Origin of the sequence: Streptomyces sp. NBC_01255 (genome assembly GCF_036226445.1) — a bacterium.
In the GTDB taxonomy this organism is placed as follows: domain Bacteria; phylum Actinomycetota; class Actinomycetes; order Streptomycetales; family Streptomycetaceae; genus Streptomyces.
Genome location: NZ_CP108474.1, coordinates 7611855 through 7623356 on the forward strand (window position 1 = coordinate 7611855; position 11502 = coordinate 7623356).

The following is an 11502-nucleotide window of genomic DNA, read 5'->3' on the forward strand; positions in this document are numbered from 1 at the left end:
GCGCGCGGAGCCGTCGCAGGGCGTGCCCTGTGCGGGCAACGGCCCGGGAACAGCCAGGGCGTTACCTTCACGAACTGCCCTCGTTTTGGATCACGCCGTCCGGCCGACACCTCGAGCGAAGGCGCAGCCAGCCCATGCCCACACCGTCAGAGACCGACTGCACGGCCCACTGGGCCTCGGCCCGGCCGGAGAGCGGTGGCGGCGCCGGTCCGTTGGCCGTGCACCCGAAGGTCTTCCGGGACGAACTGGCAGCTGCCGCCGAGTGGGTTGCCAGCTATCTCGACGGGATCCGGCAGCGTCCGGTGACCCGGCCGATGCCCCCGGGGCACCGCCAGGCCATGGCCACCGGGTCGTTGCCGCAGGACGGGCAGGAACTCGGTTCCCTGCTGGAGTTCGTCGACCGAGCCATTGCCCCGTACCCGACCGGCAACGGCCATCCCGCCTTCTTCGCCTGGATCAACTCGCCGCCGTCCCCGGCCGGGGTGATCGCCGAACTGCTGGCCACCGCGGTCAATGCGACCTGCGGCATGGGCGAGCACGCCCTGATGGACCTCGAACGCGGAGTGCTGCGCGACCTGGCCTCACTGGCCGGCCTGGCGCCGACCGCGGGCGGAGTGCTGACCAGCGGCGGCTCGATGGCCAACCTGCTCTGCCTGGGCGCCGCCCGGACCTGGTTCCTGCGACAGCACGGCGCCACCGACGGCCCCGCCTACGACCAGGCTCACGCGCGTCTCGTCGCGTACCACAGCGACCAAGCCCACATGTCGGTCGCGAAGGCCGCAGCCGTGATCGGTCTGCCGCCCTGGCGGCTTCGCGCCGTGCCCACCACTGCGGACCGATCCATGGATGTCGATGCCCTGCGGGCGATGGTCGACACCGACCGTACGGCCGGCCTGCTGCCCTTCTGCGTCGTCTCCAATCTCGGCTCCACCGCGACCGGAGCCATCGACCCGATCGAAGCGATCACGCGGGTCTGCCGCAGGGCGGGTCTGTGGCACCACGGCGACGGTGCCTGGGGCGGACTCGGCTCTCTGGTCCCCGACCTGGCCCCCTCCTACCGAGGCGTCGCCGGACTCGATTCCCTCACCGTCGACCCGCACAAGGCCCTGTCCGTGCCCGTCGGCTGCGGCGCTGCGCTGGTGACCGACCCCTCCCGGCTACGTGACGCGTTCACCTTCCGCGCGTCCTATCTCGAGGGAGACCAGGACTGGCCCTGGATGTCCGACTACACCATCGAGCTCACCCGCCCCGGCACCCGCGCCCTCACCCTCTGGGCCACCCTGCGCCACCTCGGCCGCTCCGGCGTGGCCGCTCTCCTCCAGCACCACCAGGACCTCGCCCGCTACCTGCGCCATCGTGTCCAGGAGCACCCCCTGCTGGAGCTGTGCACCAGCGGCCCGCTGCCGGTGGTCTGCTTCCGCCTGGCCGCCCGCCCACAAGCGGGCCGACAGGGGCAAGAGGACCTGCACACGGCGGTGGCCGCGCGCGTCCAGGCCCGTGGCCACGCCTATCTGGCCACCGTCAGCCACGACGGGCAAACGGTCCTGCGCGCCTGCGTCTGCAACCACCTCACCACCACCGACGACGTGGATACCCTTCTCCGTGAGGTCCTGGCCGCTGCCGACCGGCAGCATTGAGCGACGCGACCCGCGGGTGCCGAGCTCGTCGAGTCAGGTCGAGTGGGTCGAGTCGTACCTGGCCGCCCTCAACGTTCGCGCGGTGCCGATCGCCGTGAAGCAGCGCTACCGCCGTGAACGGCTGACGTGGTTGATCGATTCCAGGGACATCATGTGGCTGCTCGTCGAGCACCACCTCGTCGAGCGACCGCGACGGGCACCTGAGTGAACCTCATCAGGTCACGCCCGCCGCAGCCGCCCGCTATTCGTGGGAGAGGATGGGAGACGAGTGGGAGATGATCATGCAAGCCGCTCCCGAACTACGCCATCCACATCTGGCTCCCGCGCACAGTCACAACGAGAAGGCCCTGATCAGGGCCGCAACGCCTACACGCGGGGCTGCTGCTGCGTGATGCAGTGGATGCCGCCGCCGTTCGCGAAGATCTCGCGGGCGTCGACGAGTTCGATTTCGCGCCCGGGGTAGAGCTTCGCGAAGGTCGCGGCGTTCTCCTCGTCGCGAGGGTCGTCGAAGCCGCACAGCACGACCGCGCCGTTGGCGACGTAGTGGTTGATGTAGCTGTAGTCGACCCAGCCGTGGCCGTCGTCCTCCAGCACGGTCGGCGCCGGGATCTCGACGACCTCGAGAGCGCGCCCCCGCGCGTCGGTGGCGGAGCGCAGCAGCTTGAGGTTCTCCTTGCCGACCTCGTGGTCCGGGTGCGCCGGGTCGGGCTGGGTGTGGCACAGGACCACGCCGGGGCGGGCGAAGGAGGCGATGATGTCGACGTGTCCGCGGGTCCCGTTGACGTCGTAATCGCGGGTGAGGCCACGTGGCAGCCAGATGACCTTCTCGATTCCGAGGTACGCGCGCAGTTCGGCCTCTACGTCATCCTTGGTCCAGCCGGGGTTGCGTCCCTTGTCGAGCTGCACGGTCTCGGTGATCATGACAGTGCCCTCGCCGTCGACGTGGATGCCGCCGCCCTCGTTGACCATGCGCGACGCGTAGCGCTTGGCGCCGGACAGTTCGATGACCTGCTCGGCGGTGTGCTGGTCACGCTCCCAGGTGGCCCAGTCCTGGGCGCCCCAGCCGTTGAAGATCCAGTCCGCGGCGGCCAGGTTGCCCGCGCCGTCGGTGAGGAAGGTCGGGCCGCTGTCGCGGATCCAGGCATCGTCGAGCGGGCGTTCGACGACGGTGAGCGGCGTGTCGACGTATGGCGCGATGGTGTCGGCCTCGCCGACGTTGACGACCATGGTGACCGGTTCGTAGTGGGCTATGGTCTCGGCGACCTTGCCCCAGGCGACGCGGGCGTGGTGCAGGTCGTGGTTGGCGCCCTCGAACGTCGCGTTGGACGTGGGCCACGCCATCCAGGTCCGTTCGTGCTCGACCCACTCGGCGGGCATCGAGAAGCCTTCTGCGGCCGGGGTGTTCGTCATGTCGGGAGTTCCTTGTCCGGTGCTCGGGGAGGGCGGGGGTCGTGGGTCAGAGGAAGTACAGGCGGTTGAGGGAGACCGAGTCGGCCGGCTCCGACATGACCGGGTCGCCGTCGAGGGTGACCATCCCGGTGTCGGCGGCGACCCGGACCTCGGCGGTGCGGTTGTTGAAGTGCATCGCCGCGGGCCCGATCCCGCGCGTGCCGCGCACTCCGACGCGGCGCCGCTTGGTGGGCATCAGGTCGCCGCCGGTCTCGGCGGCTGCCTGGCTGGTGAACGCGACCGACAGTTCCGCCGGGGCTCCGCCGTGTGCGCCGAACTGCGGTCCGAGTAGCAGGGGTTCACATGTGTCGGTGGAGGCGTTGGGGTCGCCGACGACGCCGTACGCGGGGAACCCGGCCTTGAGTACGAGCTCCGGCTTGGCTCCGAAGTGGTCCGGCCGCCACAGCACGAGGTCGGCCATCTTGCCGGGCTCGATCGACCCGACCTCGTGCGAGAGTCCGTGCGCGATCGCCGGGTTGATGGTGAGCTTGGCGATGTAGCGCAGTACCCGGGCGTTGTCGTGCCGTCCGTCGGCGGGGTCGCCCGCCAGGGGCCCGAGTTCGGCCTTCATCTTGCCTGCCATGGCGAACGTACGGCGGACGGTCTCGCCCGCGCGGCCCATGCCCTGGGCGTCGGACGACGTGATGGGGATGACGCCGAGGTCGTGCAGTACATCCTCTGCACCCATCGTCCCGGCCCGGATGCGGTCACGCGCCATCGCGGCGTCGCCGGGCAGGTCCGGCTTGAGGTCGTGCGCGGACACGATCATGCCGAAGTGCTCGGCGAGCGCGTCGCGTCCGAACGGCAGCGTCGGGTTCGTCGACGAGCCGATGACGTTCGCGACCCCGGCCATGCGCATGACGTTGGGTACGTGCCCGCCACCGCAGCCCTCGATGTGGTACGCGTGGATGGTGCGGCCTTCGAGCACCGCGAGGGTGTCCTCTACCGACAGGCACTCGTTCAACCCGTCGGTGTGCAGGGCGACTTGCACGTCGTGGTCCTCGGCGACCCGTAGCGCGGTGTCCAGCGCCCTCGCGTGTGCGCCCATGTCCTCGTGGACCTTGAAGCCGGACGCGCCGCCCTCGACGAGCGCCTCGTCGAGCGGACCGCGGCCGGAGGACGAACCGCGGGCCAGGAAGGCGATGTTGACCGGCCACGCGTCGAACGCCGAGAAGGCGTGCCGCAGTGCCCACGGCGAGTTGACGCCGACACCCCACACAGGCCCGAACTCCTGCCCGACGATCGTCGTCACGCCCGCGGCGAGCGACGCCTCCATGATCCGCGGGCTCATCAGGTGGACATGCGTGTCGATGGCGCCCGCGGTGGCGATCAGGCCCTCGCCGGAGACGATCGTCGTGCCGGTGCCGACCACCACGTCCACGCCGTCGAGCGTGTCGGGGTTTCCGGCCCGGCCGATCGAGGCGATGCGGCCTTCGCGGATGCCGATGGACACCTTGCGGATGCCCTGCACGGCGTCGATGACGACGACGTTGCTGATCACGACGTCGCACGTCTCGCGGACGGTCTCCGCCTTCAAGTGCAGCCCGTCGCGTGCGGTCTTGCCGAACCCGGCCAGGAACTCCTCGCCGTGCTGTTGCGCGTCCGACTCGATCTCGATGATCAGCCCGGAGTCGCCGAGCCGGATCCGGTCGCCGGCGCGCGGGCCGTACGTCGAGGCGTAGTCGCGGGGATCGAGGAATCCCCCGGTCGCGGCAGTCATCAGACCGCACCTTCCTTGTAGATCCGGGGCTCTGCCGTCACGTCGGTGCCGGTGTCGAGGTAGCCGCAGGCGTGCGCGCGGCGCAGTGCCTCGCTCTTCGCGCCGGGCGCGTCCAACGGCCCGTCGACCAGTCCGGCGAAACCGATCGCGATGCGCGTCCCGCCGATCGGGACCAGGCCGACCGAGACCGTCGCGCCCGCGTCGAAGCGCACCGTGGCGCCGGCCGGGATCGCGGCGCGACGCCCGTAGGCGGCCGAACGGTCGAACAGCAGCCGGGGGTTGGCTTCGAAGAAGTGGAAGTGCGACGTGACGCTGACCGGCACCTCCGCGGTGTTGCGCACGTCGACGGTCACCACGTCGGCGTCGGCGAACGGATCGTTCGGGGCGTCCCCGAACAGCACCGCACCGGGAGCCTCGTCACCCAGCGAGCCGAATCCGGCCTCGTCGGGCTGTGGTGCGGCGAAGCCGCCGGTACGCGAACCGCCGGCGTGGCAGCCGCGGTCGATCGGGGCGGGCGGCGCACCCGCACCTTCGGCGGACCGGAACGGGTCGGTGACCACGGCGAGCCGGGTGGCGTCGTCGAAGACCGCCTCGACCTGGATGTCGCCGACGATGTCGACGACCCCGGGCAGCACGTCGTCGGGGCCGAGCACGCTGCGTGCGAGGTCGATGGCCTCGACGAGACGCTTGCCGTCGCGGGCCGCCTCGCAGACGGTGTCGGCGATCAGCGCGTGGGCTTCGGGGACGTTGAGCCGCAGGCCGCGGGCGCGGCGGGCACGCGCGAGCTCGGCCGCCGTGAAGATCAGCAGCCGGTCGCGCTCCGTCGGGGTGAGTCGCATGGAACCTCCGATTGGTGCGCCGGTCAGGGCAAGAGCGAACGGCGTTCCGAAAAAACGTCAACACCGTTTGGGTAGAAGGAAGTACGCCGCGTGTTCGTGGGGTCGGGTCTTCCCGGCGGCGACATCGCGCGTCCCGGCACGTCACCGCGGTCGAGGCCGCCGGCGATCACAGGGCGCCGGATGGACTCCGGCGCATGCCTCGTCGGCTACGCGGCCGAGGGCGGGTTCGGCAGGGTACGCCTGCCGGCGCCCCGGTGCGGCCGGTCTCTTCGCGGATCGAACCGATGCCGTCGGCGCTCGGGCCGGGGCGGGCGCCGGGTTCGGCGCCCTTCAGGAGCGGGGCGAACGCCGGGTGTCCGGCGTCGTTCAGGGGCGGGCCGGGGCGCGTGGGGCCCGGCGGCGGCGGGGGGTGGCGCGTTGGGGCGTCAGGTCGACGGATGGGGTGCCGGGGTCGGGCAGGGGAAGGAAGGGCAGGTCGTCGTCGTAGTGGACGGCGAGGGTGATCTGGCCGGCGGCGAGGCGGCGGGCGTCGGCCAGGCCGAGCGTGGACGTGGACGTCTCGGTGATCAGCCGGGTGGTGAGGCCGTCGAGCAGTGCGAGGGCAACGGTGGCCACGTCGGCGGGGTCGCAGTCGCGGAAGTCTCCCGAGCGCAGCCCGTCTTCGACCACCGCGGTGAGCGGGCGCAGCATGCGTGCGCGGAACTCGGTGAGCGTGGCGGCGAGTTCGGGTGATCCGGAGGAGCGGATCTCCAGTTCGGCCCACAGGCGGCATTCGAGGACGTCGTCGTGGGTGAGTGGGAGTCCGAAGTCGATGAGGTCGGCCAGCCGCTGCGGCGGGGTGTCGCGGTCGGCGTGTCGGGTGCGGCCAGGGAGGCGGGCTTCGGCTCGGGTGAGGGAGTGCGAGAGCGCGCCGGTCAGCAGCCGGTCGCGGCCGGTGAAGTGGTAGTGCACCAGCGCACTGGAAACACCGGCGCGGGCGGCGATGTCGGCGATGCGGACGCCGTCGAAGCCGTCCCTCGCGATCAGCTCGACGGCGGCCTGCAGGATGCTCTCCCGCGCGCTGCCGACGGCATCCGCTGCCACGCCGTCGGTCCTGATCTCCTGCTCGGTCACGGCATCGATCCTGTCACAGCTCTTGTCCTCGGTCTCTAGCTGACCTTAAAGTCAGCCACCTGTCGCTGACTTTAACATCAGGAAGCGCAAGGAGGGCAACACTCATGAATCGCCGAGGCGCGACGCTCACCCCGACGGCGTGTACGGGGCGCGGGTGACGTGGAGATGTCCACGGGCGATTTCGAGTTGATCGAGGCCGTCGCGGCGGCCACGGGCATCACACCGCGGCAGCGACCGCCCTCCAGCTCCCGCATCCACATCCACGCCGGCCCCCGGGGTGCGGCCCGACCGCACCACCAGCACCGCAATGCCCACCTGGACCGCGACGCTTCTCGGCCCGTTCGACCCGTATGAACCGGAGAACCCCGTGACCCCCGCTGAACCCACCAGAACCGCGACCGACCAGGCGCCGCCCCCTACCTCTCCCGACGCGGTGCACATCGAGACCCGCGGCATCGACCACATCCCCGACGGCGAGCGCCACGGCCGCCCCCGCGACCTGCTCTTCGTCTGGGCCGCAGCCAACGTGAACTACCTGTCCGTCGTCCTGGGCGGCACCCTGGTCCTCCTCGGGCTCAACACTTGGCAAGCACTGCTCGTCGTCGTCCTGGGCAACCTGTTCTGGGTGTTCAACGGCATCCTCGCCGTCAGCGGCCCGGTCGCCGGCACCCCCTCCAGCGTTCAGACCCGCGCCATCTTCGGCATCCGCGGAAACCGCGTATCGACGGTGCTCACGAACTGGTCGGTGTGCGTGGCGTACGGGGCCATCAACCTCGCCATGGGCGCACTCGCCAGCTTCGCGCTTCTCGACCAGCTAGGCGTCACCGTCACCACCGCGACCCGCTGGGCCGTCGTCCTGGTCCTGGCGATCCTCACCATCGTCGTCAGCGTCTTCGGTCACGCCCTCATCCTGCGCCTGAGCCCGGCATTCACCTGGATGCTGACCATCACCCTGACCGTGCTCGCCGGATTCGTCGTCGCCGACGCCGAGCCCGGAAAGCAGCCCGTCGATGCCCCGCAGGGCGACGACCTGCTCGCGATGGCGCTGCTCGGCTTCACCATCATCGCCTCCAGCCCGCTGTCCTGGGGCACCGGATCCGACTACTCCCGCTACCTGCCCGCCGACTCCTCACCTCGCGCGGTGGCCGGATGGACGGCACTCGGCGGCTTCATCCCCTCGGTCCTGCTCGGCTCGGTCGGCGTCCTCGCCGGCACCGCCGTCGACATGACCGACCCCCAGGTCTCCCTGAGCGAGATCGTGCCGGGCTGGTTCTACCCGCTCTTCCTGATGGCCATCGTCATCGGCTCGATCGCCGGCAACATCCTCACCATGTACAGCTCCGGCCTGGCCCTGCAGGCCGTCGGCCTGCCGATCAAGCAGTGGGCCGCCGTCCTGCTCGACGGCGTCGCCAGCGTCGCCATCGCCGCGTACGCCCTGTTCGTCACCGACTTCATCGACGCCCTCGGCCAGATCCTCGAGATCACCGTCGCCATCCTCGGCCCCGGCCTGGCCATCAGCGTCACGGACCTCATCCTGCGCCGCAACCGCTACAGAGGCCCCGGACTGCACAACGAGACCCCCACCAGTGCCTACTGGTACCACGGGGGCGTCAACGTGGCCGGCATCACCGCGCAGATCCTCGGCACCACCACCGCGCTGTTGTTCATCAACTCCACGGACTTCCAGGGACCCCTCGCCGTCGCACTCGGGGGAGCGGACCTGTCCGCACTGGTCGGTCCCGTCATCGGCGCGGGTCTGTACGCGGTGTTGTTCAAGCGGCTGTACGCGACTCAACTCGCCACCGCGCGAGCCGACTTGTAAGGGCCACGGAGCACGCGCCGCGTCATGTCCACACTTCGGAAGAGGATCGATCAGATGCCCACACCATCGATGTCCAGGCGTGGCTTCGGCGCCGCCGCCCTGATGGCCGCATCGGCCGTCGCGCTCGGCGGCCGCGCGGCCGCCGCGACCGACACGGCGCCCGCCGCGCAACGCTACGCGGTACCCGGCGAGTTCGAACCGCACGCCGGCACCCTCATGGCCTGGCCGCACGAGACCGGCGGCGCCGGTTGGAGCGGGCACATGCTCGAGGCCCAGGCCGAGATAGCCGGACTCGCCAGGGCTGTCGCCAGGTTCGAACGCGTCATCATGGTCGCCCACCCCGGTACGGCCGCCGACGCCCGAGCACAGTGCGGGCCGACCGTCGAGGTCACCGAGTACGACGTCTGGGACTGCTGGACCCGGGACAACGGCCCGGTCTTCACCGTCAACACCTCACGCACCGCGATGATCGGGCTCGACTTCGTCTTCAACGGGTGGGGCAACAAGTACGCCTACGGCAACGACGACAACCTGCCCACGGGTGCCTGCGACTACCTGGGAGTCCCCCGCAAGCCGATCGACATGGTTCTGGAAGGCGGCTCGGTCATCCAGGACGGGCAGGGCACCCTCATCGTCACCGAGGAATGCCTGCTCAACCCCAACCGCAACCCCACCATGAGCAAGGCCCAGATCGAGAGCGCCCTGCTCGACACGTACGGAGGACAGAAGGTGATCTGGCTCCCCTACGGCCTCGACGGGGACTACGACACTGACGGACACGTCGACCTGTGCGCCTCGTACGTCGGACCGGCCAAACTGCTGATCCTCACCCAGCCCGGCACCGGCAGCCCGAACGAGCAACGCATGGCAGCCAACAAGGCGGTGCTCCAGGCAAGCACGGACGCCCGGGGCCGCAGATTCGAACTCACCGAGATCCATGCCCAGCCCCGATGGTTCGAGTCGGGCCGGGACGTCGTCATCTTCAGCTACACCAACCACTACCCCGTCAACGGCGGAGTGATCGTCCCGCTCGCCGGGGTGCCCGAGGACAGCACGGCGCTGAGCCTTATCGGCAGTCTGTACCCCGACCGCGAGGTGGTGGGCGTATCGGCCCGCACCCTCGCCTGGAACGGCGGCCAACTGCACTGCGTCACCCAGCAGATCCCGCGCATCGGCTGACAGAAGCCTCGACGCCCCCACCCGATCAGCGCCGGCGGCGCATGCTGGTCGGGTGGGGGGCTTCAGCTTCGCGACGCGTCGAGGCCACCCGGTGGGGTGCTGCGTCACTCCGCAAGGCGCTTGGGCGTGTTGGCGCGGATCAAGGTGTCGTCGGTCGCGGGGTGGGCCAGGGGTTCGGTGGCCGGGCGGAAGCCGGCGAGGACGATGGCGAGGTGGCGGCGCCAGACGTCGGGGGTGCGGCCTTCGGTGTCGTCGATCAGGACGCGCAGCGCGAGAAGGCTGGCGTACACATCGCTGAGGGTGATCTCTTCGCGGACCTCGCCGGCGTCCTGGGCGCGGATGAGGAGTCCGTCGAGGAGGGAGAGGAGTTCGGCGCGGCGTTCGTCGGCCTCGGGCGGGATGGCCGCCCACAGGCGGGTGAGCCAGCCGTGGTGGGCGGCCAGCACCGTGCCGGTGTCCCACAGGGCCCGTTCCAGGCCGCGGGCGGCGGGCGGCTCTGCGGCGGCGCGGCGGACCACGGCGAGGATCGAGTCGAGGATCTCGTCGCTGAGTGCGGCGAGCAGGTCTTCCTTGGTGGGGAAGCGGCGGTAGAGGGTGCCCATGCCGACGCCGGCGCGGGCAGCGATCACCTCGACGCCCGCGTCGGGGCCGAGTTCGGCGAAGACCTCCCACGCGGCCCGCAGCAGCCGCTCCCGGTTCTGTGCCGCGTCGCGGCGCATGGTCCTGGGCTGGTTCGTTGCGGGCCGGTGGGGTGTGGTCATGCGAGGGTCGGGTCCTTGCGCTCGGTCACCGGCTGGCCATGGCGATCCCACGCTCTGGTCACTCCGGCCGCGCTTGACCGCCGGGATGGCGAAGGCCGCGGCGGCGGCGAGCACGGCGCTGCCGGTCAGGAACCAGAAAGTGTCGGTGTAACCGGAGTCCTGGGGGAACGGGTGGGCGGCCGTGACCCCGGTGGACAGGATACTGGCCGCCATCGCGCTGCCGATGGCGCCGCCGATGGTACGGATGTTGGCGTTCATGCCGCTGGCGGCCCCGGTCTGGGCCGGTGGGACGGCCTCGACGACGATGGCGGACATGGCGGAGAAGGCGAGGCCGAGGCCGATCAGGGCAGATGCGGTGTAGATCTGCCAGGCCTGGTCGTGGCCGGCGACCAGCATCGCGAACGGGGCGATGGTGATCAGGCTGCCGGTGATCAGTACGCGCTTGGAGCCGAAGCGGGCGGCCAGAGGGCCTGCCAGCACGCCGAGGACGAACATGCCGGCCGTCATCGGCAGCATGTAGATACCGGACTGGGTCACGCTCGCGCTGAAGCCGTAGCCGGCGAGGTGTTCGGGCGCCTGGACCAGCTGCGGCAGTCGCCGCGATCGAGGCCAGCCTCGCCGCCGCCGAACACAAGCTCGCCGCCATGCACGACCTCGCCGCCCGGCACACCACCGTCCACCTCGGCATGCCCGACTTCGGCACGAGCGCCGGTCGGCTCACGACGAGCCCTGACGGCGACTGACCACCTTCCCACCGATGGTCCCTTGCACCTGGCTGTCCAGCTGCCTCAGACGCGAGGCGGCAGCACCTTGTGGACGGTCACGCAATTCCCCAGGTGTCCGGTGGGGACATTGACCGATGGGCGCCCTGGTCGTCCGGCGCGCTCGGATCGGAGCGGCTTCATGCCGTCCGGCAGCGTCTGATCCGCGACCCAGCAACCGTAAGCGGATAGGTCATCCGATTGTGTGCTCTTCTTCGAGG

The 11502-nt window shown here is 70.6% G+C and carries 9 protein-coding genes; 4 read left to right on the forward strand and 5 right to left on the reverse strand.

Going from position 1 to position 11502, the window contains the following annotated elements:
- Positions 1-134 precede the first annotated feature (134 nt).
- Positions 135-1637 carry a pyridoxal phosphate-dependent decarboxylase family protein gene (locus OG357_RS34555; protein ID WP_329624857.1) on the forward strand — a complete coding sequence of 501 codons (1503 nt, stop codon included), beginning with the start codon at positions 135-137 and terminating at the stop codon, positions 1635-1637.
- Positions 1603-1845, forward strand: coding sequence for a hypothetical protein (locus OG357_RS34560; RefSeq protein WP_329624858.1), 243 nt, complete (start codon positions 1603-1605; stop codon positions 1843-1845). Before OG357_RS34555 ends, OG357_RS34560 begins: the two co-directional genes overlap by 35 nt.
- Before the next feature lie 158 nt (positions 1846-2003).
- Here the strand turns inward: OG357_RS34560 and OG357_RS34565 are convergent, their stop codons facing one another.
- From OG357_RS34565 to OG357_RS34580, 4 genes are all read right to left on the reverse strand, one after another.
- A complete protein-coding gene (locus tag OG357_RS34565) occupies positions 2004-3047 on the reverse strand; it encodes an agmatine deiminase family protein (RefSeq protein WP_329624859.1) in 1044 nt (347 codons plus the stop codon).
- Between the two features lie 46 nt (positions 3048-3093).
- The gene (locus OG357_RS34570) at positions 3094-4806 is read right to left on the reverse strand and encodes an urease subunit alpha (protein ID WP_329624860.1); all 1713 of its coding nucleotides are present in this window, start codon (positions 4804-4806) and stop codon (positions 3094-3096) included.
- Positions 4806-5645, reverse strand: coding sequence for an urease subunit gamma (gene ureA / locus OG357_RS34575; RefSeq protein ID WP_329624861.1), 840 nt, complete (start codon positions 5643-5645; stop codon positions 4806-4808). Before ureA ends, OG357_RS34570 begins: the two co-directional genes overlap by 1 nt.
- 366 nt (positions 5646-6011) lie before the next feature.
- Complete coding sequence (locus tag OG357_RS34580) at positions 6012-6758, reverse strand: TetR/AcrR family transcriptional regulator (protein ID WP_329624862.1); 747 nt, start codon at positions 6756-6758, stop codon at positions 6012-6014.
- Between the two features lie 367 nt (positions 6759-7125).
- On the opposite strand from OG357_RS34580, the gene OG357_RS34585 reads away from it, so the two are divergent.
- Positions 7126-8580 (forward strand): purine-cytosine permease family protein, encoded by a 1455-nt coding sequence (locus OG357_RS34585; RefSeq protein WP_329624863.1) that lies wholly within the window; start codon positions 7126-7128, stop codon positions 8578-8580.
- 54 nt (positions 8581-8634) lie between these two features.
- Entirely contained in the window at positions 8635-9759 is a 1125-nt protein-coding gene (locus OG357_RS34590) for an agmatine deiminase family protein (protein ID WP_329624864.1), read from the forward strand.
- Positions 9760-9863: 104 nt separating this feature from the next.
- Here the strand turns inward: OG357_RS34590 and OG357_RS34595 are convergent, their stop codons facing one another.
- Complete coding sequence (locus tag OG357_RS34595; protein ID WP_329625786.1) at positions 9864-11114, reverse strand: MFS transporter; 1251 nt, start codon at positions 11112-11114, stop codon at positions 9864-9866.
- Positions 11115-11502: the final 388 nt, after the last annotated feature.

Bases quoted from the DNA above. Each gene is read 5' to 3' on its own strand.
- OG357_RS34570 (WP_329624860.1), bottom strand. From the start codon at position 4,806: ATGACTGCCGCGACCGGGGGATTCCTCGATCCCCGCGACTACGCCTCG.
- OG357_RS34565 (WP_329624859.1), bottom strand. From the start codon at position 3,047: ATGACGAACACCCCGGCCGCAGAAGGCTTCTCGATGCCCGCCGAGTGG.
- OG357_RS34590 (WP_329624864.1), top strand. From the start codon at position 8,635: ATGCCCACACCATCGATGTCCAGGCGTGGCTTCGGCGCCGCCGCCCTG.
- OG357_RS34555 (WP_329624857.1), top strand. From the start codon at position 135: ATGCCCACACCGTCAGAGACCGACTGCACGGCCCACTGGGCCTCGGCC.
- ureA (WP_329624861.1), bottom strand. From the start codon at position 5,645: ATGCGACTCACCCCGACGGAGCGCGACCGGCTGCTGATCTTCACGGCG.